This is a genomic window from Ferrovibrio sp., from assembly GCF_041906005.1.
Taxonomy (GTDB): Bacteria; Pseudomonadota; Alphaproteobacteria; order Ferrovibrionales; family Ferrovibrionaceae; genus Ferrovibrio.
The window spans coordinates 888256-914971 of the sequence record NZ_JAYRJY010000001.1; the positions used below are offsets into that span (position 1 = coordinate 888256).

Sequence of the window (26716 nt, forward strand, 5' to 3'; positions counted from 1 at the left end):
CTCCGTCGTTGAAAGGTGGAAGCTAGGAAGCGGCGTCGGCCGCTTCGCCGGAATGCTGGGTGTTCTTTTGGGCGGCTTCGATCTCGCGCGCCTTGTCTTCGACCAGCTTGACCAGATGCGCGACGATATCCTCGTTCTGCAAACGGTGCGCCGGCTGGCCTGCCAGATAGACCTGATGCGAGCCCTTGCCGCCGCCGGTGAAGCCGATATCGGTCTCGCGCGCTTCGCCCGGACCGTTCACCACGCAACCGATCACGCTGAGCGTCATCGGCGTGGTGATGTGGGCCAAGCGTTTTTCCAGTACCTCGACGGTCTTGATCACATCGAACTGCTGGCGGGCGCAGGACGGGCAGGAAATCACGTTCACGCCGCGATGGCGCAGATTCATCGACTTCAGAATATCAAAGCCGACACGCACTTCTTCCTCCGGCGGGGCTGACAGCGAGACACGCAACGTGTCGCCGATGCCCGACCACAGCAGCATGCCAAGGCCGATGGAGGATTTCACCGTGCCAATACGCTGGCCGCCAGCCTCGGTGATGCCGATATGCAGTGGATAATCGCAGGCCTCGGCCAGACCCTGATAGGCGGCGACGGCGAGAAAGACATCCGATGCCTTCACGCTGATCTTGAATTCGCGGAAGTCATGATCTTCCAGGATGCGCGCATGGTCCAGCGCGCTTTCTACCATGGCCTCGGGACAGGGCTCGCCGTATTTCTCCAGCAGATGCTTTTCCAGCGAACCGGCATTCACGCCGATGCGCATCGAGCAGCCATGATCCTTGGCTGCCTTCACCACCTCGCGCACGCGCTCGGCGCTGCCGATATTGCCCGGATTGATGCGCAGGCAGGCGGCGCCGGCCTCGGCCGCCTCGATGGCGCGTTTGTAGTGGAAATGAATGTCAGCCACGATCGGCACGCGGGCGGCGCGCACGATCTCCTTCAGGGCCTTCGTCGAATCTTCATCCGGACAGGACACACGGATGATATCGGCGCCCGCCTCCTCGCAGCGGCGAATCTGGTCGATCGTGGCCGCCGCATCCGAGGTCAGCGTGTTCGTCATGGTCTGCACGGTGATCGGCGCGTCGCCGCCCACCGGCACCTTGCCGACGAAAATCTGCCGCGATTTGCGGCGCTGGATATCGCGATACGGTCGGATGCTCATTGCTGCTGCCTGAAGCCACCGTCCCGCTCATGTGCCGGGCGGGGGCGGATGCGGCGTAACATGGCGTCTTTACCCCGCCATGACAAGCCAGCGGGCCGGTAATGAGAGGCGGAAAACTAGCCCTGGCCGCCGGTTTTCAGCCGCTCGGGGTCGAGGGGAATGCCGCGCTTGACCTCGCCCTCGCCGCCAAACGGCGGCAATGGCTGACCATCGACAACAATACGCACCGCGCCGGCATTGCCGGTCAGCAGGGTCAGTCCCTCGCGATCCGGCACCACATAACGCTCGCCGGCATTCAGCAGGCGGGTGAAAACCTGTTCGTTATTCGGACCACGCACCTGGATCCAGGCCGGACCGGTCGCTTCGACACGGATCCGGCTCTTTTCGGCATCGGCGGCGCCAAAGCTGGCATTGGCCGAGGTTGCGGCCGCGGGTGCGGGGGTTGGGACCGCTGGCGTCGGCGCAGGTATTGCCGGAGCTGCGGCAATGGCAGCCGGAGTTTCGGGCGCAGAAGCCGCGGCAACGGGTGCGGGGGGCGGAGCAATGGGCGCAGCGGCCGGCGCCGGAGCAACGGCGGCGACCGGCGATGCAGCTGGTGCCGGAGCAGCGGCGACTGGGGGCGATGACGGCAGCGGCGCCGGCACGGCAGTGGTGGACGGTGACGGTGCGGCGGCGGTCGACGGCGGCGGCGGGATTACGGCGGGGGCGATCGGCTGCGGACTGGGCACCAGATCGGCCAATCGTGCCGGCACGGCCTGGATCAGGTCCTGCCCCACGCGCAGCGTTTCCTGGTGACGATACCACAGCACATAGATGATGCCGGCGACGACCAGCGCACCCACCACCAGCCACAGGCGCGGCGTGCGTTCTTCCGGACGCGGCAGCGGGAAATTCAGCACCACACGCTGAACCTGGCCGTCGGCTTCGGACTGGTAGGTTTTCAGAACCTGATCCGGCTCGAGACCAAGGAATTCGGCATATTGGCGTAGGAAGCCGCTGACATAGACGGCGCCGGGCAATTCGCTGAAACGGCCGGCTTCGATGGCTTCAAGATAGGGGCGACGGATGCGCAGGCGCGCGGATACATCCGCGAGGGTGAGGCCACGCCGCTCGCGTACCACTTTCAGGCTATGGCCGACGCCGTCGTAGCCATTCGCTACGGTTGTTGCCGCCGAAGCCGCCTGTTCGCCGGATTGGGCATTCATCCTGGATTGCCTACCCTTGTTCGCGCCTGGTCATATTACGGCAAATGGCCGGCAAGGCCAGCTATTTCAAACAATTACCCCGTTTTCCCGGGCGAATTCTTCTAGTTGGGCGCGTATGCTGTGATCGGGCGAGGCATACAGCTTAGACATAAAATCAGCCAAACGGGGAACATCCAGGCTACGGAGCATTTCCTTGACCGGCCCCACCGCGCTGGCCGGCATGGACAGGCGGCGGAAACCCAGCCCCAGCAGGGCCATGGCCTCCAGCGGACGGCTGCCCATCTCGCCGCACATGGTGATCGGCTTGGAGGCCGCATGGCATTGCTGCACCACCCAGTGCAGGAAACTCAGCATCGCCGGACTCATGGGGTCGTAACGGTCGGCCAGCTTGGGATTGCCGCGATCGGCCGCGAACATGAACTGCATCAGGTCGTTCGAGCCGACCGAAATGAAATCGACCAGCGGCAGCAGGGCGGGCAGCTGCCAGGCGAGCGCCGGCACCTCCAGCATCGTGCCCACCGCGATTTTCAGCGGCACCGGCTTGCGCAGGGAGACCAGCCGCTGCACCTCGCGGTCAAGCAGCCGGCGGGCGCGGCGGAATTCATCCACCTCGGCGATCATCGGGAACATCAGGTGCAGCGAACGGCCGGCCGCCGCTTCCAGCATGGCGCGCAGCTGCACCTTCAGCAAAGCCGGCCGATCCAGCGCCAGGCGGATGGCACGCCAGCCCATGGCCGGGTTCTCTTCCGGATATTTCACAAGATAGGGCAGCACCTTGTCGCCGCCGATATCCAGTGTGCGGAACACCACCGGCCGTTCGCCGGCATGTTCGATCACGCGGCGGTAGATCGCGGTCTGCGCCTCTGCCTTCGGCATGGTCGGCCGCACCATGAACTGCAGTTCGGTGCGATACAGGCCGATGCCGTCGGCATTGGTCTCATCCAGATGGGCCAGATCGATCAGCAGGCCGGCATTGACCAGCAGGGCGATGCGCTGGCCATCGCGGGTCATCGGCGGGTCATCGCGCTGCGCGGCGTATTTCGCCAGCCGCGCCTTGCGCAGGGAAACGCCCTGATGGAAGGCAGACACCACATCCGGCGCCGGCCGCACGAAAACCTGGGCATGGTCGCCATCGACCACCACGGTATCGCCCGGCTCGACCTTGGCGATCACGCCCTCGACGCCGCCGATCACGGGAATGGAGAGCGCACGCGCCACGATGGCGACATGGCTGACGCTGGAGCCTTCCTCCAGCACCACGCCCTGCAGTTTGCGGCGGTCGTAATCCAGCAATTCGGCCGGCCCCATGCTGCGCGCCAGCAGGATGGCGTTATCAGGCAGGTTTTCGGCTGCCGAATGATAGGGCTTGCCGGCCAGATGCAGCAGCAGACGGTTGGCCAGATCGTCCAGATCCGCCAGGCGCTCGCGCAGATACGGATCGGTGATCGCCTGCATGCGGTGGCGCGTGTCGCCCTGCACGCGCATCACGGCGGCTTCCGCCGTCAGGCCGGATTCGACCGCCTGGTGCAGCTTGGCCAGCCAGCCGGTATCGTGGGCAAACATCTTGTAGGTTTCCAGCACGTCGCGGCTTTCGCCGACGATGTCGCTGTCAGGCGCTTCCAGCATCTTGTTGACCTGGTCGCGCATCGAGGCGACGGCGGCATCCAGCCGCTGCTTCTCGAAGGGGATGTCGTCGGCGATGGTCTTCTCGACATGGATGCGCGGCTCGTGCAGCACGGCCACGCCGATCGCCAGACCTTCCGACAGCAGCCGGCCATCGGCGCGGAACGGCATGGTCGACGCCCGGTTGACCGCCGCCAGATCCTCGCCGCCGCTGAGCTGGCCCGAGGCCACCATCTCGGCCAGCACCATGGCGATGGTTTCCAGCGCCTCGACCTCTTCCTCGGCATATTGGCGGCGGGTCTGGTTCTGCACGACCAGAACGCCGATCACGCGGTTGTCGCGCAGGATCGGCACGCCGAGCAGCGAGTGATAGATTTCTTCGCCGGTTTCCGGCTTGTAGGCGAATTGCGGATGGGTCTGCGCATCGGCCAGCATCAGGGGCCGGGCATTGGCGGCGATGTCGCCGACCAGACCCTCACCCACTTTCAGCCGCGTCTTGTGCACGGCTTCGGGGTTCAGACCCTCGGTGGCGTAGAGTTCGAGTTCGTCGTTGCGCAGCAGATAGACGGAGCAGACTTCCGCCACCATGTTGGCGGCGATGTTGCGCACGACGCGGCCAAGGCGCTCGTCGACGGTGCCGGCTTCCGCCATCACCTCGCGGAGACGGCGCAGCAGGCCGCGCGGCCCGGGCGGCGGCGCCCGACCCGGCATCACAGCCGGTCTCCGCTAACGATTACCGGAGCGGCTGGTGTGGCGCGCCCTCCCCGCATCGGCCCTCCGTGTTCATGCGGCCCGTCTTCATTCGGCATCCAGCCCAAAGGCCGTGTGCAGGGCGCGCACCGCGAGTTCGGTGTAATCGGCGCTGATCAGCACGCTGACCTTGATCTCGGAGGTGGTGATGGCGAGGATATTGATGTTCTTCTCAGCCAGCGCCTTGAACATGGTGTGCGCCACGCCGGCATGGCTGCGCATGCCGACGCCGACAACCGAGACCTTGATCACGTTCTTGTCCGGCACCAGCTTGGCCCAGCCCAGGCTGCTCTTCTGCTTTTCCAGGATCTGCACGGCGCGGTCGAGATCACCGCGGCCCATCGTGAAGGTCAGGTCGGTCTTCTTGCCGTCCTCGGAGATGTTCTGGACGATCATGTCGACATTGATACCGGCATCCGACAGCGGCCCGAAGATGTTGGCCGCGATACCGGGACGGTCGGCCACACCGATCAGGGTGACTTTCGCCTCATCGGCCGAATAGGTGACGCCGGAAACAATCTGCTTTTCCACGATCTCATCCTCATCGACTACGAGCGTGCCGGGAAGGTCGGCAAAGCTCGACAGAACCTGGGTCCGCACCCGGTGGTTCATCGCCATTTCCACCGAGCGGGTCTGCAGCACCTTGGCCCCGAGGGAGGCCAGTTCCAGCATCTCCTCGTAGGTGATCTTATCCAGCTTGCGGGCTTTTTTCACGATGCGCGGATCGGCGGTGTATACACCGTCCACGTCCGTATAGATGTCGCAGCGGTCGGCCTTCAGGGCTGCGGCCAGCGCCACCGCCGAGGTGTCCGAGCCGCCACGGCCCAAAGTGGCGATGCGCTGGTTCGGGCCGACGCCCTGGAACCCCGCCACCACCGGCACCACGCCGGCCTCCATGTCCCGGATCATGGCCGAGCCGTCGATTTCCTCGATGCGGGCCTTGCCATGCATGTCGTTGGTGCGGATCGGCACCTGCCAGCCCTGCCAGGAGCGGGCCTTCACGCCGGCGGCCTGCAGGGCGATGGAGACCAGGCCGGTGGTGACCTGCTCGCCCGAGGCGACGACGGTGTCGTATTCGCGCTGGTCATGCACCGGATCGATCTGCTTGCACAAATCCACCAGGCGGTTGGTCTCGCCCGACATCGCCGAGACGACCACGGCAACCTGGTTGCCGGCCTCGACCTCGCGCTTCACCTTAGCCGCGACATTCTTGATCCGGTCGACCGAGCCGACCGATGTGCCGCCGAATTTCATCACCAAGCGCGCCATGCCGCTCGATCCCGTTTCCCGATCCGTTGTCGATAATTGGCCGGCGGAACTTGCCGGTTTAAAGGCGGGTACTTAATACTCTTGGGACCCTCCCCAGGCAAGCCGACCGGGGGGAAAAATACCCGTTTCCAACCAAGCCTTTGCCGGGAAGTCATGAGCCAGACCGCCGCCAGCGTCGACCCCGCCGAAATCGAGCGTTTTTCCGCCATGGCAGCGGAATGGTGGGACCCGCAGGGCAAGTTTCGCCCCCTGCACAAATTCAATCCGGTACGACTCGGTTTCATCCGCGACCGGATCGCTGCCCATTTCGGCCGCGACGTCACGGCCCAGGCCCCGCTATCGGGCCTGCGGCTGCTGGATATCGGCTGCGGCGGCGGCCTGGTGGCCGAGCCGATGGCCCGGCTGGGCGCCAGCGTGCTGGGGGCTGACGCGGCGGAACGCAATATCGGCGTGGCCCGGGCCCACGCCGCCGAATCCGGGCTGGGGATCGATTACCGCTGCACCAGCGCCGAGGCCCTGGCGGCGGGCGGCGAACGCTTCGACGTCGTCCTGACGCTGGAAGTCGTGGAGCATGTGGCCGACCTGAACGGTTTCCTGGCCTGCTGCGGCCAGATGGTGAAGCCCGGCGGGCTGCTGATCGCCGCCACCCTGAACCGCACACTGAAAGCCTATGCGCTGGCCATCGTGGGCGCGGAATACATCCTCGGCTGGCTGCCGCGCGGCACCCATGACTGGAAGAAATTCGTGCAGCCGCACGAGCTGGCCCAGGGCCTGCGCCAGGCCGGCCTGACCATGCAGGATGTGACCGGCGTCAGCTACGACCCGCTGGCCGACCGCTGGCGCATCAGCGGCGATACCGATGTGAATTACATGATGGTGGCGGTGAAGTAGACGTCGATGCCGTATCAGCTCGTCTACGAATTTGCTGACTTCGACGATCTGCTCGAATTGATTTCCGGGTTGGTTACAACGGTTGCTACAGGCTGTTTTGTGATTCTCGTGGTCCAGGGGAAGGGTTGGATAACGGACGCAATTTCAGGACACTATTTGAGGCGACCCGATAAAGGGCTACTTCAACTGGGGATTTTCCTGGCCTTATTCTTGTGTGCCTTCCCGACGCTCGATTTTGGGTTCATGCTGTACGTCACCCGCTATCACGCCTCCAACACCACAGAAGGGCACATACAATCAATAGAGGATGGAACCCGAGGTGCCTTCCCAGTGTCGTTTAGCATAGAGGGGGCGCATTTCAGACTGCCACGTCGAGGTTTCGGATTCGACGCGAGTTCGATCGATAGTCATCCCCTGAATGCAGGCGACTACGTCAGGATTTCTTACACAACCCTACTGGGAAGACACAGGATCGTTCGCATCGAAAAGAAAATTTGATGCGAGAGCCGCAGGTGCCCTCGGGACTAAGCGTCCCCGCGCGGCACCCAGGGGATCATCGCCACGTCGATCCCCTCCTCGGTCAGCTCCCTGGCTTCTTCCTTGGTCGCTTCGCCGTAGATGTTGCGCTTGTCGGCTTCGCCGTAATGGATCTTGCGCGCTTCCTCGGCGAACTGGTCGCCGACGTAATCGGCGTTTTTCTCCACATGGTCGCGCAACTCGCGCAGGGCCTTCATGGCGACGGCCACTTCCTTGGCCTCAGCGGCGGCGACTTCGCCCTTCGACTTGCCGATGCGCGGCGCCATCGGCGCCTTGGTGATCTTGCGCGAATTGCAGACCGGGCACACGATCTTGCCGCCCGCCGCCTGCTTGTCGTAGGTGGCGCTGTCATAAAACCACGCCTCGAAGACGTGGTCCTTGCGGCATTTGAGTTCGTACTTGATCATGGGCGTCCGGTCGATTCGGCTACAGCACAAGTCCTTCATAAGAGGCAGTGATTTATACATGGTGCCGTCACAATGGCGCAACAAGGGGGTAATGGATGGGCCAGAGCGTTCCTGACCGCCCGCCGCCGTCGCCATGGATTCAACGGTTCGCACCTCTGGTTGCAGCCGATGCCGGCGCCGTGCTGGATCTGGCCTGCGGCAGCGGACGCCATGGCCGGCTGTTCCTGCTGGCCGGGCACAAGACCCTGTTCCTCGACCGCGACCTGAGCGGCGTGACCGACCTGCAGGGCTCGGCCGGCGCCGAGTTGCTGCAGGCCGATATCGAAAATGCTCCCTGGCCGCTGGACGGTCGTCGTTTTGCCGCCATCGTGGTGACCAATTATCTCTGGCGGCCGCTGTTTCCGCAGATCATCGCCGCGCTGCAGCCCGGCGGCCTGCTGCTCTACGAGACCTTCATGCGCGGCAACGAGCGCTTCGGCAAACCCGCCAGCCCGGATTTCCTGCTGGCCGAAAACGAACTGTTCGACCGCTGCCGCGACGCCTTCGACATCCGGGCTTTCGAACAGGGCGAAGACAACCTGCCCAAACCCGCCATGCGCCAGCGTATCTGCGCGATCAAGCGATGAGCGGACAGCGGATCGAGACCGAGCGCCTGGTGCTGCGGCGCTTCGCCGGCGCCGACTGGGAAACCCTGGCGCGTTTCTATGGCGACGATACGGTGATGCGCCACATGCTGCCCGGCCGTGGCCTGCCGCGCGCCGAGGCCGCCGAACGCGCCAAGAGCAACATCCACAATTTCAACGACCACTGGGAACGACGCGGTTATGGCGTCTGGGCGGTGGAAGATCGCGCCAGCGGCCGACTGCTGGGCCAATGCGGCCTGCGCTGGATCGCCGAGGCCGAGCAGACCGAGCTGCTGTATCTGTTCAGCAAGACTGTCTGGGGCCGCGGGCTGGCCACCGAAGCCGGCCGTGCCGCGTTGCAATACGCCTTCGAGGCGCATGGGCTGGACAAGCTGATCGCCCTGACCGCACCCGGCAACAAGGCGTCGCAGCGCGTGCTGGGAAAACTGGGATTCCGGTACGATGGCGAGGCGCCACTGTGGGAGCGGATCGTGAGCTGGTTCGCCCTGCCGCGTGAGGCTTGGCAGGCTGATCCGCCCATCATATCGGCGAAATGAAATATCGCAAATTTGCTGTTGGGCCCGCGCCGGGGTTGGCGTTACCATCGCCCCGCACCGTCCGTTCCGGCAGCAACGCAGCACAGGTACGGCCATGATCGATCTCGAACACCGACTGACCCACGCCGCCCAGGTGATCCGCGAAGGCGGCAGGCTGGCGCGCGGCTTTTACGACAATCGCGGCGAGTTGGTCGTGAAGCTGAAGGGCGTGCAGGATTTCGTCAGCCAGGCGGATTCCGAAACCGAGGACCTGATCGCCTCGCGCCTTCTATCCGCTTTCCCGCATGACGGCATCCTGGGCGAGGAACGCGGCCGACGCGGCGGTGAGACCGATGCCCTGTGGGTGATCGACCCCATCGACGGCACGGCCAATTTCGTGCGCGGCCTGCCCTACTGGTGCACAGCCATCGCATTGGTGGTGAAAGACACATTGGAACTGGGCCTGATCTACGATGCGATGGCCGACCGGCTCTATACCGCGCGGCGGGGCCATGGCGCCTTTTGCAATGGCAAGCCGATCGGCGTCAGCGACACGCGGCAATTCGACCGCGCCTGCATCGGCATCGGCTATGGCCACGGCGAAGCGGCCGGACCGCATGCCGCGCTGGTCGAACAGCTCCTGTCGGCCCATTGCCAGTATCGCCGGCTGGGCAGCGGTCTGCTGCTGCTGGCCCTGGCCGCCGAAGGGGCCACGGACGGATTCTATGAACACCGCATGAAGGCCTGGGATGCCCTGGCCGGCCTACTGCTGGTGCGCGAGGCCGGCGGCGTCACCTGCGACTATGAAGGTCTGGGCGGATTGCTGCGGGCCGAGCCGGTGCTGGCATTGACGCCGGCGCTGTGGCCGGCCTTCACCAGGGCGACCGGGATCGCCCTGCCGCAATTCAGCGACACGAACGGCTATTCGGCGGCGCGCGCCGGCAGGGTATAAGCCGGATCGTGGCGCCAGGCGGGAATCTGCGCCCGCGCCTTGGCCACCTGCGCCAGATCGATCTCGGCGGTCACCACGCCCACGCCGTCGCCGGCATCGGCCAGCACCCGGCCCCAGGGATCGATCACCAGTGAATGGCCATAGGTCTGCCGGTTGCCCGGATGGTCACCCCACATGGCCGGCGCGATCACGAAGGCGCCGGTCTCAATCGCCCGGGCGCGCAGCAGCACATGCCAGTGCGCCTGCCCCGTGGTGCGGGTGAAAGCGGCCGGGATCGAGATGATGTCGGCACCGGCCTGGGCCAGCCCGCGATACAGGCCCGGGAACCGCAGGTCGTAGCAGATTGACATGCCCAGCGTGGCATAGGGCAGCTGCGCCAGCAAGCCCTCGGCACCTGGCGCGATGGAGTTGGACTCGCGATAGGTTTCGCCGGAGGGCAGGTCGACGTCGAAGAGATGGATCTTGTCGTAACGCGCGGCGATGCCGCCATCGGGCGCCAGCAGATACGAGCGGTTGAAGTTGCGGTTGGCGCCTTCGGGCTTGATCGCCAGCGAGCCGACCAGCAGCCAGGTATTCAGCTCTTTCGACAGCGCGCGGAAGGCCTGCAAAGCCGGATGGCTTTCCTCGGGCCGGCCGGCCGCCACGCTGGCGGCTGCATTGGCACCCATGAAGCCGGAATTCTCCGGCGTGGCGATCAGGTCGGCACCGGCCTCTTTGGCCTTGCGCACCAATGCGGAGACATGGGCGATATTGGCATCCATGTCATCCCAGATATTGGGCTGGACCAGGCCGACCTTGAAGCGCTGCGCCATGCGATTGCCCCTTACGCCGCGGCCAGCAGCGGATCGAGTTTACCCTCGCGATCCAGCGCGTAGAGATCGTCGCAGCCGCCAACATGGGTGCCGTTGATCCAGATCTGCGGCACGGTGCGGCGACCGCCGGCTTTCTGGGTCATCTCCTCGCGTTTGGCGGCGTCGTAAGAGACATCGATCTCGTTATAGCTCTGGCCCTTCTTTTCCAGCAGCGCCTTGGCGCGCGCGCAGTAAGGGCACATGAAAGTGGTATAGATTTCGATCTGGGCCATGAGGTCCTCGGGAGAAAAGCCCCTCGCTTTTCGAAACCATTATATGGCGCCCTGCTCGGCCCGAACAACCCGGGCCAGCGTGAGCACCGTCACCGCCGCCGCGCCATTCCGCCGCAGGACCCGGCTGCAGGCCCCCACCGTGGCGCCGGTGGTGAGCACATCATCCACCAGCAGCAGGCGTTTGCCCGCCACGTCCTCTTGCCACCGTTCCGAGATCCGGATCGCACCGGCCAGCACGCGGCGGCGTTCGACCCGGCCGAGCCGGCCCAGGCTGCGGGTCGGCTTGGGCCGCTCCAGCAGGTCGAGCCAGACCGGCTTGCCGCTCAGCCGCCCCAGTTCGCGGGCCAGCAGGGCCGACTGGTTGAAGCGGCGGCGCCACAACCGCCAGCGATGCAGCGGCACCGGCACGATGGCATCGCAGTCCCGCACCAGCTCGGCCCCGGCCGTCAGCAGCATCGCGGCCAGGCCCGGCGCCAGATCGGTGCGGTCGGCACGTTTGAATCGCAAGACCAGGTCGCGGCCGCCGCCGGCATATGTGAAGACGGCCCGGGCCCGATCAAACGGCGGCGTTTCCTTCAGGCAGGCACCGCAGACCAGACCCGTCGGTACCGGCACGGCGTAAGGCGTGCCGCAGGTCGGGCAGCAGGGTTCGGCGATGAACCCCACCTCCGGCCAGCATGCGGGGCAGAGCCGGCCGGGTTCGTCCACCGTCGCCGTGCAGAGCATGCATTGCGGCGGCAGCAGCGAGTCGACCACGCCACGCCAGGCCCGCCGGGCGGCACGCAGCGGAAACAGCGACCAGTCGTGCGATGAGGCATTCAGCATGCGTGATTAAGCGACAATTGACGCGACGGCAGGCGCATACCGGGACATGACGCGCTGCCCGCCGGCCGGTATGGTGGCATAAAAACACGCCGGAGAGGAAACGGAACCATGAGCGGCAGCAGCGATAAAATCATCCGCATCGGCGGCGCCTCGGCCTTCTGGGGCGATTCCATGGTGGCCGCGCCGCAGCTTCTGATGCAGGGCGAGGTCGATTACCTGATCTTCGACTACCTGGCCGAGATCACCATGTCGATCATGGCCCGCATGCGCGCGAAAGATCCGGCCCAGGGTTACGCCACCGACTTCGTCGCGGTGACGATGAAACGCCTGCTGCCCGAACTGGCGCGGCGCAAGGTGAAAGTGGTGGCCAATGCCGGCGGCGTGAACCCGGCGGCCTGCGCGGCTGCGATCCGCGCGTTGATCAGCGAAGCCGGCCTGTCACTGAAAGTGGGCGTGGTGCTGGGCGATGACCTGCTGCCGCAGATCGACGCGCTGAAACCGAAGCTGGAGCCAATGCAGCATGGCGCCGCCGTCCCGGAGCGTTTCATGTCGGCCAACGCCTATCTGGGCGCGGCGCCGATTGCCGCCGCATTGAAGGCCGGCGCCGATATCGTGGTGACCGGACGCTGCGTGGATTCCGCGCTGTGTCTGGGGCCCCTGCTGCATGAATTCGGCTGGAGCCTGCAGGACTTCGACCGCCTCGCCGCCGGCAGTCTGGCCGGCCACATCATCGAATGCGGCGCCCAGGCATCGGGCGGCCTGTTCACCGATTGGCGCGAGGTACCGGACTGGGACAATATCGGCTATCCCATCGCCGAGGTCAGCGCCGATGGCAGCTTTGTCGTCACCAAGCCGAAAGGCACCGGTGGCCTGGTCAGCGTCGGCACCGTTTCCGAACAGCTGGTCTACGAGATCGGCGATCCGGCCAGCTATCACCTGCCCGATGTGACCTGTGATTTTACCGCCGTGACAATCGAACAGACCGGCGAGAACCGCGTGCGTGTATCGGGTGCGAAGGGTCGGCCGCCGACCGATCGCTACAAGGTTTCGGCCACCTATCTGGATGGCTTCCGCGCGGTGGCGCATCTGACCATCGGCGGCATCGAGGCGCGCGCCAAGGCCGAACGTACGGCGGAAGCAATCCTCAAGCGCACGCGTCGGCTGTTCACCATGCTCAATCTCGGCGATTATCGCGCCACCTCGATAGAGGTGCTGGGCACGGAAGCGATGTACGGCCCGCATGCGCAGCCCGGCGCGCTGGCAAGCCGCGAGGTGGTGCTGAAACTGAGCGTCAGCCACGCGGAAAAAACCGCCCTCGACATTTTCGCCCGCGAGATCGCGCCGGCCGGCACGTCCTTCTCCGCCGGCACCACCGGTTTCTTCGGCGGGCGGCCGACCCCGCAGCCGGTGGTGAAGCTGTTTTCCTGCTTCATCCCGAAGGCTGCCATTCCCGTTAGTTTGGACATCGCCGGCAATCCGGAGCCCTTCGATCTGCCCCTGATCAGCGGCGACACCAGCGGCGAGCCGGCGGGGCAACCCGATCTGCGGCCGATGCCTGATGGCCCGCGCCGCGCCGTGCCCCTGGTGCGACTGGCCTGGGCGCGTTCGGGCGACAAGGGCGACGACAGCAACATCGGCGTCATCGCGCGCAAGCCGGAATACCTGCCGGCAATCCGCGCCGCCCTGACCGAAGACGCCGTGCAGCGCTATTTCAGCCATCTGGTCGAAGGCCCTGTCGAGCGCTTCGAATGGCCCGGCATCCTCGGCCTGAACTTCCTGCTGCGCCATGCCCTGGGCGGCGGCGGCATCGCCAGCCTGCGCAACGATCCGCAGGGCAAGGCCTATGCCCAGATGCTGCTGGATTACCCTGTTCCGGTGCCGGTGGCCTGGGGACTTTCGGATCAATAGCACCGCAAAAGCCGGATAGCGGGCTGGCGCGGGCGGGATTACCTTCAGTCCCATGAAACACACACCCCGCTCTTCCATTGGCCGCTTTTCCATTGGCCGCCAGCCAACCGACGCCGAATTCGCCGCCATCAAGGGCAACGATCCGGAAGCCGACGGCCGGTTCCTGTATGGCGTCGCCACCACGAAAATCTTCTGCCGGCCCTCCTGCGTCAGCCGCGCGCCGAAGCGGGAGAATGTGCGCATTTTCGCCGATGCCGATGCCGCGCAGGCCGCCGGCTTCCGCCCCTGCAAACGCTGTCGCCCCGATCAGATGCCGGCCGCCGATGCGCGACTGGAGCGCGCCCGCAAACTGATCGATCAACGACTGGCCGCCGGCGAGAATGCCCCGACGCTGGCCCAGCTCGCCCGCGTCGCCCATATGGGCGCAACCCATCTGCAGCGCCGGTTCGCGGCCACCTACGGTCTGAGCCCGCGCGCCTATGCCGAGGCGCAGCGTATCGCTGCCCTGAAACAACACCTGAAGAAAGGAAACGGCGTGTCGGATGCGATCTATGGCGCCGGGTTCGGCGCAGCCAGCCGGGTTTATGAAAAAGCCGACCGCTGGCTTGGCATGACGCCCGCCGCCTATCGCCGCGGCGGCGAGGGCCTGACATTGACGGTGGCGATCCGCCGCACTGCGATGGGGCTGACACTGGTGGCCGAAAGCCCGCGCGGCATCGCCGCCCTGCTGTTCGGCAACAACGAAAACACCATGCTGGCCGAACTGCGCGATGAATTCCCCGCGGCCCGCATCGACCGTGACGACAAGGCCGGTTCATCTGCCTTTGCCGCGCTGGACGCGATGCTGGCGGGCAAGACGCCGCCGAAAGGCCTGCGGCTGGACCTGCGCGGCACGCCATTCCAGATCCGGGTCTGGACCGCGCTGCAGGCCATCCCGGCCGGCGAGACGCGCAGCTATAGCGAAATCGCCACCAGCCTTGGCCACCCCAAAGCCTCGCGCGCGGTCGGTTCGGCCTGCGCCAACAACATCATCGGCGTATTGGTGCCCTGCCATCGCGCCTTGCGCAGCGATGGCGGCCTGGGCGGCTATCGCTGGGGGCTGGAGCGCAAGGAAAAGCTGCTGACCGGCGAAGGCGTGGAACTGGAACCCGCCGAATAGATTTTGCCGAATAGATTTTTTACAGGGCCGATTTGCGGCAGATCATTGCCGCATCCCTGCCATATTGGGTTTTTATTGCCTTGAACATATCGCTGCAGGATTGGCGCGAACGGCATGCTAGCGTGACACCGCTCTGCCCTTGCAGTTTTTTATAATAGTTCTAAATTTATCGACAGAACCAAGGAAAAGGAGTGGTCCCATGGCTGTGGCTATCGATATCGGCATCCCCGACAAGGAACGCAAGAAAATCGCCGATGGGTTGTCGCGCCTTCTGGCCGATACCTACACGCTTTATCTCAAGACCCACAATTACCACTGGAATGTCGAAGGCCCGATGTTCCAGACCCTGCACACCATGTTCGAGCTGCAATACAACGAACTGGCGCTGGCCGTTGACCTGATCGCCGAACGCATCCGCGCCCTGGGCCATTATGCGCCGGGCTCCTATGCGCAGTATGCCAAGCTGTCCTCGATCAGCGAGGAAACCGGCGTGCCGGCTGCGCAGGACATGATCAAGAACTTGGTGAAGGGTAACGAAGCGGTGAGCAAGACCGCCCGCGCCTTGTTCCCCGTGGTGGAGAAGTCTGCCGATGAACCGACGGCCGACCTGCTGACCCAGCGCATGCAGATCCATGAGAAGACCGCCTGGATGCTGCGCAGCCTGCTGGAAAAGAAGTAACGGCAGAAATCGTCCCGACCGGCCGTAACGTTTCCCCCCGTTTCACCGAAGCTTGATTAGAACCCGGCCCATGACCCGCTAGGTTAATCCCTGACGGATTGCGGGCCGGATTCTCGGGCCCTGTTCTGAACGGAGTGGATATCATGCTGATCAAGCGACGGCGCGGCTGGGAATTGCCGGAGAGTCAGGCAACCCCTGAAGCCATATTCCTGAATCGACGCCAGATCATTGCCGGGCTGGGCATGACAGGCCTGATGGTCGCAGCCGCCCCGCAGGTCCGCGCGCAGGTCAGCGGCATAGCCGCCGAGATTTATCCCGCCAAGCGCAACCCGGCCCATATGCTGGACCGCGAGCTGACCGAGGAAAAGGTCGCCACCAGCTACAACAATTTCTACGAATTCGGCACCAGCAAAAACATCGTGCGGCCGGCCCAGGCCCTGACCATCAAGCCGTGGCAAGTGAAGATCGATGGCATGGTGGAAAAGGAAATCACCGTCGATGCCGAAGACCTGATCCGCAAAATGCCCGTGGACGAACGCCTGTATCGCCATCGCTGCGTCGAAGCCTGGTCGATGGCCGTGCCCTGGACCGGTTTTCCGCTCAAGGCCCTGGTCGATTTCGCCAAGCCGCTGTCAGGCGCGAAATACCTGCGCATGGAAACGTTCAAGCGGCCCGAGGAAGCCAGCGGCCAGAAGCAGTTCTGGTATCCCTGGCCCTATGTGGAAGGCCTGAGCATGGCCGAGGCGCAGAACGACCTGGCCTATATCGTCACCGGTGTCTACGGCAAACCGCTGCCCAAGCAGATGGGAGCGCCGCTGCGTCTGGCCGTGCCGTGGAAATACGGCTTCAAGTCGATCAAGTCGATCACGCGCTTTACGTTCACCGACCAGAAGCCCAAAAGTTTCTGGGAAGCCATGGCGGCCGATGAATACGGTTTCTGGGCCAACGTGAACCCGGCCGTGGCGCATCCGCGCTGGAGCCAGGCCACCGAAGAGGTGATCGGCACCGGCAAACGCGTGCCGACGCTGATCTACAATGGTTATGGCGAACAGGTGGCCGATCTTTACAAGGACATGACAGGCCAGAAGCTGTTCATGTGAACCGCCTTGGGCTATCCATTCCGGATGGCCCATGACCTGATCATCTTCGACCTCGACGGTACGCTGGTTGATTCCGAAACCCTGGCGAACCGCGTCTTCTATGAAAAGCTGGTGACGCTTGGTCTCGATCCGGCTTTTGACTTGATGCGGGTGACGCGCGACTTCACCGGCCTGACGGTGGCCAAATGCCTGACGCTGGCCAGGGATGCCTATGGCCTGTCCGACATACCCAATGGATTTGAGGCAGAGCTGAAGGAAGCTACCTATGCCAGCTATCGTGCGGCGCTGGCACCGATCCCGGGCGTACCGGCCATGTTGGAACAGTTGCGGCAGCTAAAATGCGTCGCCTCGTCCTCGGCACCGGAGAAGATTGCCTTCAGCCTGGAGCTGACCGGTCTGTCCGTGCATTTCGGAGACAACCTGTTCAGCGTGCACCACGTGGCCGAAGCAAAGCCGGCGCCCGATGTCTTCCTTTATGCCGCCGAGAAGATGGGTGGCTTTCCGCCGGCCGCCTGCGCCGTGGTGGAAGACAGCCTGCCCGGCGCCACCGCAGGCATCCGCGCCGGCATGACGGTCTTCGCCTATCGCCCTGACGGCGACGGCGACGCCTTCGCGGCCATGGGTTGCCATGTGTTCCACGACATGGGCGACCTGCCCGCTCTGCTGGGGTGACGGCAAAAAAAAGCCGGCCTGAGATCAGGCCGGCTAAGTCTTAACAGGGAGGCTCCGCGCGAGACGCGCGGAAGGCCGAAACAGCGGGGGAGCTGTCGCGGCCGAGTTTCTGGCCGGAGCCAAAAACCGAGAAGATGCTGCGACGCAACATCTGACAGGCACAGATGTAAGGTGTATCGCCAGGTTTGAGTATCCATCGAATTGTCAAGCCAGCTATGCGAGCAGCGCATGACTCTGGATTCCGGAGAATCCCCGGAATTCCAATCAGCTAGGAAGCTTCGCCAGGCTGGGCGGCGGGGGGAAATACAGCCGGACTGTCGTGCCCTGACCGGGTTCGCTGCGGATTTCCAGACGGCCGCCATGCAGTTCGATCAGAGCCTTCACCAGCGGCAGGCCCAGGCCTGTGCCCCGCATCTGCGAAACCAGGGCAGAATCGATCCGGCCGAACGGCTCCAGCGCCTTCTCGATATCGGCCGGCGCCATGCCCACCCCGGTATCCGATACTTCCACCACCGAGCCGCCATCAGGGGCCTGCAGCAGGCGGAATTCGGCGCGCCCCCCTGAGGGCGTGTATTTCACGGCATTGGAGAGCAGGTTGACCAGAATCTGCTTGGCCAGCCGTTCGTCGGCATAAAGCGTGGCGCCTTCGGGAGCGGACTCCGCCTGCAGAATCACCATGCGATCCGCCGCCAGCGGCCGCAGCAGCGTCAGGCAGTCCTGCGCCAGCTTGGCCCAGGGCACATGCTCGGCCACCAGTTTCATCTTGCCCGCCTCGACCTTGGACAGGTCGAGGATATCGTCGATCACCGCCAGCAGATGGCGGCCGGCCGACAGAATATCCTGCGCATAGCGATCGTATTGCGGCACGCCGGAGGCGCCGAGCAGTTGCAGCGACATGATCTCGGAAAAACCGATGATGGCATTCAGCGGCGTGCGCAACTCGTGGCTCATATGGGCGAGGAACTGCGACTTGGCCCGGTTGGCGTATTCCGCGTCCTGGTGCGCCTTCAGTGCGGTCTGGCGGGCGGCTTCCAGGGTTTCCGTGCGGGCGGCCAGCATTTCCGCCTGGCTGGCCAGGCTTTCGTTGGCCTCGCGCAATTCGCGTTCGCTGCGCTTGAGCTGGGTGATATCGGTGATCATCGACGCCGTGCCACCCGAGGTGATGCGGAAATCACGGATCTGCAGCCAGCGCTGGTCGCGGGTATCGTAGAAGATATGCGCCTCGCCGCGACCGTCGTTGAATATGCGCTGCCGGGTGGCGACCCATTCGTTGTAATCCGTGCGCACGCCGGCAAGCGCCGGCTCGGGACGGCTGCGTACCGACGCCCGGCAAATCTCGTCATGCATCATGCCGACAATACGCGACATGGGAACACCCACAATATTGGCATAAGACTGATTGCAGATCACCAGCCGCGCCTCGGGATCGAACAGGGCAATCCCATCGGGCGCCACCGCCAGCGCGTCACTCAGATGCTGCTCGGCCGCCCGCAACTTTTCCTCCGAGGCCTTGCGGTCGGTGATGTCGTTCACCACCACCAGGGCGGCATCCTGATCGGCATATTGCATCGGCACGGCGGCAACCGTGGCCCAGATCGCCCGGCCCTGTGCCGTGGCGATCTGCAGCTCCTCGTCCGGCCGCATCGGCTGTATGCCGAAAATGCGTTCGCGATGGGCCGGATCGAGCACATAACGCGGCGCCTTGGCACTGAAACCGCCATCCTCGATGCCGAACAATTCCGCCGCGCGGCGATTGCTGTAGAGGAATGCGCCGTCGCTGCGGCGGCTCACCACGATGGGAAACGGCGCCGCATCCAGGATCGAACGCAGGCGGTTCTGCGCCGCTTCGGCATCCGCGCTGACGCGAGTGCGGTCCTGCAGCATGCCGCGCAGGCGTTCGACCATCTCGCTGCTGCGCCGGTAATAGCGGTTCAGCCGATACGCGAAGCTGAGCAGCAGCAGAATGACGACTGCGCCAGCCGCACCCAGCAGGCGGCCGGTGGGTTCCTGGTCCAACAAGAGCAGGATCATCGTCGGCACGATCGCCAGCAGAACGACAGCGGCCGAGGCGGTGAATTGCACCGCCACCGTCAGGCTGACCGACGCGATCATGCCGGCGATGCACATCAGCGCCAGCAGCGGCGCGGGCTCGCGCGGCAACATCGTTATCGCCGCCGCCATGACCCCGAACAAGGCGCCGTTCAGGGCATAACCAACGATCAGGCGCCAGCGCCAGGCCAGGACATGGTGCCGCCGCTCGCGGCTGGCCAGGAAGGCGCGGTGCGTGAAATACTGCAGCCCCACGACCAGCAGCGTTCCGGCCACATAGGCCGCGCGCCAGGCCAGATCGACATAGCCATCCAGCAGGAAAGCGACGAACACGGCCACGACGGCCTGCGCCGCCATGTCATACGGACGGCGAACCCTGACGAGCAACTCGTTGCGACGCGCAATGCCGCTCAGACTATCGGGCTGCCACTTCATCAGTATTGCCAGTCGGCCACCTTCCGCAGCAGGAAATCGCGGAATACGGCAAGCCGCTTGGTGTTGCGCAGCTCTTCCGGATAGACCAGATAGGTGTCGAAACTGGGACCATCCACATTGGGCAACACGCGCACGATGCGCGGATTGCTTTCCACCATGTAATCAGGCAGCGCGGCGATCCCCAGGCCGCTGGCCATCGACTGCTTCACGCCATACACATTGTTGATCGTCAGGATCGGCTCGCGCGGCGCGAGCGGATCGCCTGCCTTGAGCAGCCAGTTGATGTTGTTGAAATGCGCCGGTGCCTCTTCGCCGTAAACGATCAGGTGATGCCGATCCAGCTCTTCGATCGTCTGCGGCGCGCCATAGCGGGCGACATAATCGACCGAGGCATAGACGTGGTTATGCACGGTGAGCAGTTTGCGATAGACCAGATCGGCCTGGGTCGGCTTCCACATGCGGACCGCCACATCGGCTTCGCGCATCGAAAGATCCAGTTCGCGGTCGTCGACCACCATCTCGATGCGGATATCGGGATAGAGGTCCATGAATTCCTTCAGCCGCGGCGCCAGCCAGATCGTGCCGAAGGCGACCGTGGTGGTGACGCGCAATTCGCCCGACGGTTTGTCCTTGGCGTCGGCGATCATCGCCTCGGTCACGGCCAGACGGGCGAAAATCTCGCGCGCCGTGCGATACAGCAGTTCGCCCTGCTCGGTCAGGATCAGGCCGCGGGCATGGCGGTGGAACAGCGTGGCATTGAGCTGGGTTTCCAGCGCGCCGATCTGGCGGCTGACCGCCGACTGGCTCAGGCCCAGCGACTCGCCGGCATGGGTGAGGCTGCCGGCCTCGGCCACGGCGTGAAAAATGCGCAGCTTGTCCCAGTCAAGCGCAGACATAGACCCCCCAGAATGTCGCGCGCGTCAGTCAGCGGCTTCAGCCGATGGCTGCGCGTGATGCGCAATGAACTTTTCCGCTTCCAGCGCCGCCATGCAGCCGGTGCCGGCCGCCGTGACGGCCTGGCGGTAAATCTTGTCCTGCACGTCGCCGGCGGCGAACACGCCGGCCACGGTTGTCTGGGTCGTGCCCGGCTTGGTGACCAGGTAGCCTTCCCCATCCAGCGGCAACTGCCCCTTGAACAGCTCGGTATTCGGCGTGTGGCCGATGGCGATGAACACGCCGTCGGTTGTGACCTCCTGGGTCGCGCCGGTCTGCGCGTGCTTCAGCCGCACGCCCGTCACGCCCTGGCCCTCGGCGCCGAGGATTTCATCCACCACATGGTCCCAGATCACGGTGATCTTGGGATGGGCGAACAGGCGGTCCTGCAGGATCTTTTCGGCGCGCAGGCTGTTGCGGCGATGCACCAGCACCACCTCGCTGGCGTGATTGGTCAGATACAGCGCCTCTTCCACCGCCGTGTTGCCGCCACCGACCACCACCACCTTCTTGCCGCGATAGAAGAAGCCGTCGCAGGTGGCGCAGGCCGAAACGCCGAAACCCTGGAAGCTCTGCTCGCTGGGCAGGCCGAGCCAGCGCGCCTGGGCGCCGGTGGCGATGATCAGCGTGTCGCCGATATAGGTGTCGCCGGAATCGCCCTTGGCCACGAAGGGACGTTTCGAGAGATCGACCGACACGATGTAGTCGTTGATGATGGTGGTGCCGACATGCTTGGCCTGCGCCTCCATCTGCTCCATCAGCCAGGGGCCCTGGATGACGGAGGCGAAGCCCGGGTAATTCTCCACATCGGTGGTGATGGTGAGCTGGCCGCCCGGCTGCAGGCCATGCACCATGATCGGCTGCAGCGAGGCGCGGGCGGCATAGATCGCCGCCGTGCAGCCGGCCGGGCCGGAGCCGAGGATGAGAACCTTGGTGCGATGGGTGGTGGCCATGATGCGGACTCCGGACGCGGGCGTAAGACGCTGAAATTCGGCAGTTTGGGATTATGACAGCGCCCGCCCGCCCCGCCAAGGGAAAGGCCACGGAGACGCGGCAGATATGGCTTTTCCGGGCGGCGGATATGACGCCCGGATGACAGCCGGCCAGCGACTCGCGACGGATATAAGGCGGCGGCAGCCGCGCGGCAGCCCTCAGAAGCCGAACATGTGATCGATGCAGAAGCTGCTCTGGCCGTTTTGCAGGCCGTGGAAGCCGAACAGGCGGCAGCTGGTGTCGCGCACCTGCACCCAGGCATCCGCGCCGGCCCGGTCCAGATCGGCGGCGGCAAAGACTTCCGACACCCGGAAGAAGCGCGAGCCGCCATAGGGGATCGGCAACGGCGTTTCCGCCACCTTCTCGGCCCGCGCGTTGAACAGGACCAGCATGGTCTGCGAGGCATCCTGGCCGTAAGCCTCTTTCGGCAGCGAGGCGGGATAGACCAGATGGCAGATGGTATCGACGGGCCGCGCCCCCATGCGCAGGAACAGCCGCGTGGTGAGCCCCGGCGGCCGGTGCGTGTAGCTTTGCGGCTCGTCGCGATAGGTGATCGGCATGTTGTAGATATGCGCGCCGAAAATCGTTTCGGCGGCATGGCCGGATGCGCGCTGCTCATACAGGCCCAGCGCATGCAGCCAGCCATCGGCGTCGCCGCCATCGCGGAAGTCGTAGAGATACTCGACATGGCCGTAGCCGGATTTCAGCGCCGCTTTGGCGTCATTCAGCCAGGCATCGATATCGGCGGGGCGGGATTCGCGGCGCGACAGGCGGCCGAGATACTGTTCCAGCACAACCGAGCCATCGGCATCGACCAGCACGGCGCGGATCGGCAGTTCCTGCTGCGCCGTCGACATCGGCGTGGGCAGCGTGACGGATTTCCACTCTTTCAGCGGCAGCACCGGCAGCGGCATGATGTAGCCCTTGCCGATCAGCGCCGCGAGTTCCGGCAGCCTTGGATCAGGCTTGAGATCGGTGCGCTCGACATTGGCATGGGCGATGCGGCGTTTGGCATTGTCGGCGCGCACGATCTCGTAGCGCGGCCGCACGAAATAGCGCCCGGCCTGGATCTCGATCTGGTCGGGGAAGCGCGCCTGGGGCAGCAATTTGCCCAGATCGACCGGCGTGGTGCCGAAGGGCGGCACTTCACCGTCCCACCAGGCGATATCCTGCGCGCCCATGATGTTGATGCCGATGGCGCCCGCGGGAATCGCCACCGGATGGCTGTTCTGCACCCACAGCAGCAGGCTTTCGCCCTGCTTGGGCGCCGGCACGCCGGCATAGAGATCGGCGGGCCAGGCATTGGCATCGTGGGTGCAGCTCAGTTGCCGCCCGGATTCCGAGAAGCTGTCGAGCGCGTATTTCACCACGTCATGGCCCTTGATGCGGATGGCGTGGATGAACAGCGAGCCGGCGAAGTCGCCAAGCCCGAAACGGCTTCGCACCGCGCGGCTGTCGATCGACACGGCCTGGAAGGCGCCGGGCAGGGTTTCGGTCCATTCCGCCAGCACGCTTCCGTCGGCGCCGAACAGGCAGAGCCACAGCGCGGGATCCTTGGCGCCGTAGCCCGACCAGTAATCGGCCGTCACCACCTTGGTATGCAGGCCCTCGCCCGTACCGGCATCAGCCGTATCGCGCAGGAAGGCGAAGTTGGTGGCGAAGTTGATCGGGTCGAGATAACGCCCCGGATTCGACAGCCACTCCTGCGGCAGGCGCATGGCATCCAGCGTGAAGACCGCACAGCCCTTGGGCAGCAGGCGGGCGATCTGCGCCTTGTGGATCTCGGCATCGAAGGCCGTGATCAGCACGGCATCGGGTTGCAGCGCGGCGATCGCGGTGACCGGCTGGGTGGGCAGGCCGAGCCGCGTCTGGCCCAGGTCTTCCACGCGCTGCACGAACAGGCCGGCCAGATGCTGGCGCGGGATCGGATAGAAGGCATCCAGCGGCTCGGCGGCCGCCAGCGGATCGGGGTCGTAGACGGCGAGGCGCTTGAAGCCGGCCAGCCCCTGCACGAGCGCGCGCGCCTGGGCGGCGATACGCGGATGGCCCAGCGCCTTGAACAGGCAATGGCCGCCGAAATTGTTGCCCGGCCGCCAGCCGTTGCGGCTGTCGGGATTGGAAAAGGTGTCGATCTTCAGCGCCATGAAACCGCGGGCCTGCCGCCCGTTAATCTTGCCGGGTCGCCCCGGAAATCCCCCACCGCACACCCCCTGGCGCCGGCTTGTGGCCGCAGATGTAGCACCAAGCCGGGCGGGGGGAAATTGATTCGCCGCAAAGCTTTTTACCGGCAGCGTCTTACACGGGACTTACCCCCGCGTTGCGCGCGCCGGGCGCGCACCCCCCTCCGGCCCGCTCCGTATACGCGCAATTTTCTTAGCCGCTAAGGCTTGGATTCTTGCCCGTATTTATAATATTGTTGCGCAACCTCCAGTTCAGACAATGAGATTATTTCCATGCAGCGCGTGAAGCTCGACCTCATCGACCGCAAGATCCTGGCCGACCTGCAGGCCGACGGCCGGATGACCAACGTGGAGCTGGCGCAGCGCGTGGGCATCTCGGCGCCGCCCTGCCTGCGGCGGGTGCGCGCCCTGGAAGAGGCCGGCTTCATCAAGGGCTATCACGCCGACCTCAACCCGCAGCAGCTGGGCTATGGCGTGACGGTGTTTGCCATGGTGGGCCTGAACAGCCAGGCCGAGCATGACCTTGTGGCCTTCGAGCAGACCGTGGCCGGCTGGGCCCAGGTGCGCGAATGCTACATGCTGGCCGGCGAGAACGACTTCATCCTGAAGATCGTCGCCCGCGACTGGGACGCCTACCAGACCTTCCTGACGCGGGAACTGACCGCGTTGCAGAACGTGGCCCATGTGAAAACCGCGCTGACCATCCGCTGCTCCAAGAGCGAGCCGGGCGTGCCGGTGGACATGCCGGCCGAAGACGAGGCGGCGGAGTAAGCTGGGCGGCGGAGTAAGGCCCCGCCAACCACGCGGCCCGGGCCTTCCGCCCGAAAGGTTAAAAACTGATATCAGTGATATCACTGGTATAAATCCGGCGTTTTGAATCGGTTTTGCGCCTGTTTGCGACACGGGCGACGGGTTCCGACGGTTTGCGGCGCCGGGCCGCGGTTTTTCATCGTTTTGCGCTCCTTTTCAGACAGTTTGGACGATTTTGCAGCCCGGCGGCCTGGGGCGGAAAACCCGCGTCTGACCATGGCCCGGACAAACAGAACAATATGGGAACGAATAAGAAGAGATCAAGGCCGAGGGCGATGCGCCAGCAAGGGCCTAACTGCCGCTCTTTTTTGATCTCGACGTTCTCCGTTGTCGTTGCGGCAGAACCTTCTTCTTTCTTGCTCTGCTGCGCGCTTCTTCGGGAGAAGGCAGGACTTTGCGCTCAATGTCCGTGAGCAGCGTGATACCAGCGGCGCGCCTGACTGCCGCGTCGTCATGATTACGCATCATATCTCGCACGCGACCATCGAAACCCTTCATCAACTCGGTGATCTGTCGATCAAGTTCCATTATGGGCCTGCGATCATTACAAAACGCGAAGGATTCTCCCCACCCCTTCACTATTCGGTCAACGCGGCCGTGCGACTGCGCTAAACGCTGCGTGGGCCTACCACGATCTTCGCCGGCCAGTGCTTTCGCTACAGCTTTGATACCATCGTCGTATGCCTCAGCGACCTTCTTTAATAGTGCCGTACGCGCTTTCTTTCCTGGAACAATATGGAAGCCCTTTATCGAGCATCCGAGAAAATCGAAGCCGGCGTCACAGGGGCCAAGGTGCGCCTTATCGGAGCGCTGCTGCGGATCGTAGGCTTCCAGGTTATGCTGCGCGAGCAGGCGCGTGGCAGCGTTGAAAGCACGCACAACCTTTTCTTTTGATGACCCTATTAATAGGAAATCGTCGATATAGCGGATGCAGGTAATTCCATCGCCATTAAGTTCCTTATCAAAATCGCGCAATAGAATGTTGCCGATCAGCGGACTTAGCGCCGAGCCTTGCGCCACCCCAATGAGGCCTGTGGGGAAATAGTCATACAGGTCTTGCTTCTTGAGAATGGCTTCATTCTCCAACTCCACAGCCATTGCTTGATCGAATAAATCGACGAACTTAGCTTCGCCTGTAGCCGTGAGCAGGAATTCCAGAATTGCGGGTTTGGGAATTTGAGTGAAGAAGTCCGGAATGTCGGATCGTACGTACCATGCACCCTGCTTTGTTGAGTGTTGCAGGGCTAAAGCGATTGCAGCGTCCGCGCCAGTGATACCGCCGAAACTGGTCGGGATATTCAAAACATCTGAGATGAGCGGTACTGTTTCGCTCACCATCAGAATGGCTCGCTGAACGATCCTGTTCGGTATCGGCGATATAACTATGGGTCTGACCTTTTTGCCGACCCGTTTCTTGCCTACGCCTTTTTGCCGCTGGAACACAAATGTCCCGTGCCGCAACTGCTCATGCATAAGTCGCAAGCTACTAATGGCATTCTCGTCGAAGGATTCAGTTTCTTTGCGGATATCATCGTTGGTGGAAGCTCTGCCACTTGAGCGGACGTGTCGCCACGCCGCTTCTAGAGTTCCTACCTTTCGGACCTTGAGGCAAAGGTCCACTTTCTTTTCGCTTTCGGGGCCCACCGGTTCACCATTCCCGACTGCTGACAACGGCCCTGCTCCGTGGGTGTGCTGTACGGCATGATCGCCGTATCAACGATGACCCGCGCAGCGCCTGATACTCCGGCACTGCGACCGCCTCTCACATCCCCGGCACCATCATCTGGCCCAGTCAGGAAAGGCTGCGGAACAATTGACGAATAATACCCGCTGCTCTCCGAGTCGCTCAAGACGATTGTTTAGGTGGCCGCAGCATACTCTTAAGAACGACGCATACTTTCGCGTCAGCCAACACGGCCTTAAAGTATCAA

Annotated in this window: 24 protein-coding genes; 11 read left to right on the forward strand and 13 right to left on the reverse strand. The window is 64.1% G+C overall.

The features are described 5' to 3' along the window. Positions 1–22: 22 nt before the first annotated feature. The 4 genes from ispG to ACE3OO_RS04375 all read right to left on the reverse strand — a co-directional run bounded on the left by ispG (position 23) and on the right by ACE3OO_RS04375 (position 6012). The gene (gene ispG / locus ACE3OO_RS04360; protein ID WP_374300112.1) at positions 23–1165 is read right to left on the reverse strand and encodes a flavodoxin-dependent (E)-4-hydroxy-3-methylbut-2-enyl-diphosphate synthase; all 1143 of its coding nucleotides are present in this window, start codon (positions 1163–1165) and stop codon (positions 23–25) included. 116 nt (positions 1166–1281) lie between these two features. After that, entirely contained in the window at positions 1282–2370 is a 1089-nt protein-coding gene (locus ACE3OO_RS04365) for a helix-turn-helix domain-containing protein (RefSeq protein ID WP_374300114.1), read from the reverse strand. Positions 2371–2436: 66 nt separating this feature from the next. Next, positions 2437–4704, reverse strand: coding sequence for a phosphoenolpyruvate--protein phosphotransferase (gene ptsP, locus ACE3OO_RS04370; RefSeq protein ID WP_374304657.1), 2268 nt, complete (start codon positions 4702–4704; stop codon positions 2437–2439). Between the two features lie 87 nt (positions 4705–4791). Further along, positions 4792–6012, reverse strand: coding sequence for an aspartate kinase (locus tag ACE3OO_RS04375; RefSeq protein ID WP_374300116.1), 1221 nt, complete (start codon positions 6010–6012; stop codon positions 4792–4794). A gap of 153 nt (positions 6013–6165) precedes the next feature. Between ACE3OO_RS04375 and ubiG the strand changes: the two genes are divergently transcribed. Further along, the gene (ubiG, locus tag ACE3OO_RS04380) at positions 6166–6903 is read left to right on the forward strand and encodes a bifunctional 2-polyprenyl-6-hydroxyphenol methylase/3-demethylubiquinol 3-O-methyltransferase UbiG (RefSeq protein ID WP_374300118.1); all 738 of its coding nucleotides are present in this window, start codon (positions 6166–6168) and stop codon (positions 6901–6903) included. A 6-nt stretch (positions 6904–6909) separates the two neighbouring features. After that, positions 6910–7401: a hypothetical protein gene (locus ACE3OO_RS04385; RefSeq protein WP_374300120.1), complete on the forward strand. Its 492-nt coding sequence runs from the start codon at positions 6910–6912 to the stop codon at positions 7399–7401. A gap of 26 nt (positions 7402–7427) precedes the next feature. On the opposite strand, the gene ACE3OO_RS04390 is transcribed toward ACE3OO_RS04385, so the two are convergent. Continuing rightward, positions 7428–7847, reverse strand: coding sequence for a DUF1178 family protein (locus tag ACE3OO_RS04390; protein ID WP_374300122.1), 420 nt, complete (start codon positions 7845–7847; stop codon positions 7428–7430). 95 nt (positions 7848–7942) lie between these two features. Here ACE3OO_RS04390 and ACE3OO_RS04395 point away from each other — a divergent pair, with 95 nt between their 5' ends. The 3 genes from ACE3OO_RS04395 to ACE3OO_RS04405 all read left to right on the forward strand — a co-directional run bounded on the left by ACE3OO_RS04395 (position 7943) and on the right by ACE3OO_RS04405 (position 9958). Continuing rightward, complete coding sequence (locus ACE3OO_RS04395; RefSeq protein ID WP_374300124.1) at positions 7943–8473, forward strand: class I SAM-dependent methyltransferase; 531 nt, start codon at positions 7943–7945, stop codon at positions 8471–8473. Beyond that, positions 8470–9027, forward strand: coding sequence for a GNAT family N-acetyltransferase (locus tag ACE3OO_RS04400; protein ID WP_374300126.1), 558 nt, complete (start codon positions 8470–8472; stop codon positions 9025–9027). The genes ACE3OO_RS04395 and ACE3OO_RS04400 overlap by 4 nt, the downstream gene beginning before the upstream one ends. Before the next feature lie 94 nt (positions 9028–9121). Next, positions 9122–9958, forward strand: coding sequence for an inositol monophosphatase (locus ACE3OO_RS04405; RefSeq protein ID WP_374300128.1), 837 nt, complete (start codon positions 9122–9124; stop codon positions 9956–9958). Here ACE3OO_RS04405 and ACE3OO_RS04410 read toward each other — a convergent pair. Genes ACE3OO_RS04410 through ACE3OO_RS04420 form a run of 3 tightly spaced genes read right to left on the reverse strand, consistent with a single transcriptional unit; the run spans position 9928 to position 11867 of the window. Beyond that, complete coding sequence (locus ACE3OO_RS04410) at positions 9928–10770, reverse strand: carbon-nitrogen hydrolase family protein (protein ID WP_374300130.1); 843 nt, start codon at positions 10768–10770, stop codon at positions 9928–9930. The genes ACE3OO_RS04405 and ACE3OO_RS04410 overlap by 31 nt on opposite strands. An 11-nt stretch (positions 10771–10781) precedes the next feature. Next, the gene (grxC, locus tag ACE3OO_RS04415) at positions 10782–11042 is read right to left on the reverse strand and encodes a glutaredoxin 3 (protein WP_374300132.1); all 261 of its coding nucleotides are present in this window, start codon (positions 11040–11042) and stop codon (positions 10782–10784) included. A gap of 39 nt (positions 11043–11081) precedes the next feature. Further along, positions 11082–11867, reverse strand: a complete 786-nt coding sequence (locus ACE3OO_RS04420) for a double zinc ribbon domain-containing protein (RefSeq protein ID WP_374300134.1) — start codon at positions 11865–11867, stop codon at positions 11082–11084. A 108-nt stretch (positions 11868–11975) separates the two neighbouring features. Here ACE3OO_RS04420 and ACE3OO_RS04425 point away from each other — a divergent pair, with 108 nt between their 5' ends. From ACE3OO_RS04425 to ACE3OO_RS04445, 5 genes are all read left to right on the forward strand, one after another. Next, positions 11976–13775, forward strand: coding sequence for an acyclic terpene utilization AtuA family protein (locus ACE3OO_RS04425; protein WP_374300137.1), 1800 nt, complete (start codon positions 11976–11978; stop codon positions 13773–13775). 52 nt (positions 13776–13827) lie between these two features. Continuing rightward, the gene (gene ada, locus ACE3OO_RS04430) at positions 13828–14934 is read left to right on the forward strand and encodes a bifunctional DNA-binding transcriptional regulator/O6-methylguanine-DNA methyltransferase Ada (protein ID WP_374300139.1); all 1107 of its coding nucleotides are present in this window, start codon (positions 13828–13830) and stop codon (positions 14932–14934) included. 205 nt (positions 14935–15139) lie between these two features. Further along, positions 15140–15613 carry a Dps family protein gene (locus tag ACE3OO_RS04435; RefSeq protein ID WP_374304658.1) on the forward strand — a complete coding sequence of 158 codons (474 nt, stop codon included), beginning with the start codon at positions 15140–15142 and terminating at the stop codon, positions 15611–15613. 143 nt (positions 15614–15756) lie between these two features. Further along, positions 15757–16713, forward strand: a complete 957-nt coding sequence (gene msrP / locus ACE3OO_RS04440; RefSeq protein ID WP_374300141.1) for a protein-methionine-sulfoxide reductase catalytic subunit MsrP — start codon at positions 15757–15759, stop codon at positions 16711–16713. 24 nt (positions 16714–16737) lie between these two features. Beyond that, positions 16738–17385 carry an HAD family hydrolase gene (locus ACE3OO_RS04445; RefSeq protein WP_374300143.1) on the forward strand — a complete coding sequence of 216 codons (648 nt, stop codon included), beginning with the start codon at positions 16738–16740 and terminating at the stop codon, positions 17383–17385. A gap of 264 nt (positions 17386–17649) precedes the next feature. Here the strand turns inward: ACE3OO_RS04445 and ACE3OO_RS04450 are convergent, their stop codons facing one another. The 4 genes from ACE3OO_RS04450 to ACE3OO_RS04465 all read right to left on the reverse strand — a co-directional run bounded on the left by ACE3OO_RS04450 (position 17650) and on the right by ACE3OO_RS04465 (position 23939). Continuing rightward, on the reverse strand, positions 17650–19869 hold the full coding sequence (locus ACE3OO_RS04450) for a PAS domain-containing sensor histidine kinase (protein ID WP_374300145.1): 2220 nt from the start codon (positions 19867–19869) through the stop codon (positions 17650–17652). Further along, entirely contained in the window at positions 19869–20765 is an 897-nt protein-coding gene (locus tag ACE3OO_RS04455) for a LysR family transcriptional regulator (RefSeq protein WP_374300147.1), read from the reverse strand. The genes ACE3OO_RS04450 and ACE3OO_RS04455 overlap by 1 nt, the downstream gene beginning before the upstream one ends. 24 nt (positions 20766–20789) lie before the next feature. After that, positions 20790–21755, reverse strand: coding sequence for a thioredoxin-disulfide reductase (gene trxB, locus ACE3OO_RS04460; RefSeq protein ID WP_374300149.1), 966 nt, complete (start codon positions 21753–21755; stop codon positions 20790–20792). A gap of 198 nt (positions 21756–21953) precedes the next feature. Then, positions 21954–23939 (reverse strand): hypothetical protein, encoded by a 1986-nt coding sequence (locus tag ACE3OO_RS04465; RefSeq protein WP_374300151.1) that lies wholly within the window; start codon positions 23937–23939, stop codon positions 21954–21956. A 309-nt stretch (positions 23940–24248) separates the two neighbouring features. Here ACE3OO_RS04465 and ACE3OO_RS04470 point away from each other — a divergent pair, with 309 nt between their 5' ends. After that, positions 24249–24746 (forward strand): Lrp/AsnC family transcriptional regulator, encoded by a 498-nt coding sequence (locus tag ACE3OO_RS04470; protein WP_374300153.1) that lies wholly within the window; start codon positions 24249–24251, stop codon positions 24744–24746. Positions 24747–25076: 330 nt separating this feature from the next. On the opposite strand, the gene ACE3OO_RS04475 is transcribed toward ACE3OO_RS04470, so the two are convergent. After that, on the reverse strand, positions 25077–26456 hold the full coding sequence (locus ACE3OO_RS04475) for a reverse transcriptase domain-containing protein (protein ID WP_374300156.1): 1380 nt from the start codon (positions 26454–26456) through the stop codon (positions 25077–25079). Between the last annotated feature and the right edge of the window lie 260 nt (positions 26457–26716).

Coding starts and splice junctions, on each gene's coding strand:
- ispG (WP_374300112.1), bottom strand. CDS start 1,165: ATGAGCATCCGACCGTATCGCGATATCCAGCGCCGCAAATCGCGGCAG.
- ACE3OO_RS04365 (WP_374300114.1), bottom strand. CDS start 2,370: ATGAATGCCCAATCCGGCGAACAGGCGGCTTCGGCGGCAACAACCGTA.
- ptsP (WP_374304657.1), bottom strand. CDS start 4,704: ATGCCGGGTCGGGCGCCGCCGCCCGGGCCGCGCGGCCTGCTGCGCCGT.
- ACE3OO_RS04375 (WP_374300116.1), bottom strand. CDS start 6,012: ATGGCGCGCTTGGTGATGAAATTCGGCGGCACATCGGTCGGCTCGGTC.
- ubiG (WP_374300118.1), top strand. CDS start 6,166: ATGAGCCAGACCGCCGCCAGCGTCGACCCCGCCGAAATCGAGCGTTTT.
- ACE3OO_RS04385 (WP_374300120.1), top strand. CDS start 6,910: ATGCCGTATCAGCTCGTCTACGAATTTGCTGACTTCGACGATCTGCTC.
- ACE3OO_RS04390 (WP_374300122.1), bottom strand. CDS start 7,847: ATGATCAAGTACGAACTCAAATGCCGCAAGGACCACGTCTTCGAGGCG.
- ACE3OO_RS04395 (WP_374300124.1), top strand. CDS start 7,943: ATGGGCCAGAGCGTTCCTGACCGCCCGCCGCCGTCGCCATGGATTCAA.
- ACE3OO_RS04400 (WP_374300126.1), top strand. CDS start 8,470: ATGAGCGGACAGCGGATCGAGACCGAGCGCCTGGTGCTGCGGCGCTTC.
- ACE3OO_RS04405 (WP_374300128.1), top strand. CDS start 9,122: ATGATCGATCTCGAACACCGACTGACCCACGCCGCCCAGGTGATCCGC.
- ACE3OO_RS04410 (WP_374300130.1), bottom strand. CDS start 10,770: ATGGCGCAGCGCTTCAAGGTCGGCCTGGTCCAGCCCAATATCTGGGAT.
- grxC (WP_374300132.1), bottom strand. CDS start 11,042: ATGGCCCAGATCGAAATCTATACCACTTTCATGTGCCCTTACTGCGCG.
- ACE3OO_RS04420 (WP_374300134.1), bottom strand. CDS start 11,867: ATGCTGAATGCCTCATCGCACGACTGGTCGCTGTTTCCGCTGCGTGCC.
- ACE3OO_RS04425 (WP_374300137.1), top strand. CDS start 11,976: ATGAGCGGCAGCAGCGATAAAATCATCCGCATCGGCGGCGCCTCGGCC.
- ada (WP_374300139.1), top strand. CDS start 13,828: ATGAAACACACACCCCGCTCTTCCATTGGCCGCTTTTCCATTGGCCGC.
- msrP (WP_374300141.1), top strand. CDS start 15,757: ATGCTGATCAAGCGACGGCGCGGCTGGGAATTGCCGGAGAGTCAGGCA.
- ACE3OO_RS04445 (WP_374300143.1), top strand. CDS start 16,738: ATGGCCCATGACCTGATCATCTTCGACCTCGACGGTACGCTGGTTGAT.
- ACE3OO_RS04450 (WP_374300145.1), bottom strand. CDS start 19,869: ATGAAGTGGCAGCCCGATAGTCTGAGCGGCATTGCGCGTCGCAACGAG.
- ACE3OO_RS04455 (WP_374300147.1), bottom strand. CDS start 20,765: ATGTCTGCGCTTGACTGGGACAAGCTGCGCATTTTTCACGCCGTGGCC.
- trxB (WP_374300149.1), bottom strand. CDS start 21,755: ATGGCCACCACCCATCGCACCAAGGTTCTCATCCTCGGCTCCGGCCCG.
- ACE3OO_RS04465 (WP_374300151.1), bottom strand. CDS start 23,939: ATGGCGCTGAAGATCGACACCTTTTCCAATCCCGACAGCCGCAACGGC.
- ACE3OO_RS04470 (WP_374300153.1), top strand. CDS start 24,249: ATGCAGCGCGTGAAGCTCGACCTCATCGACCGCAAGATCCTGGCCGAC.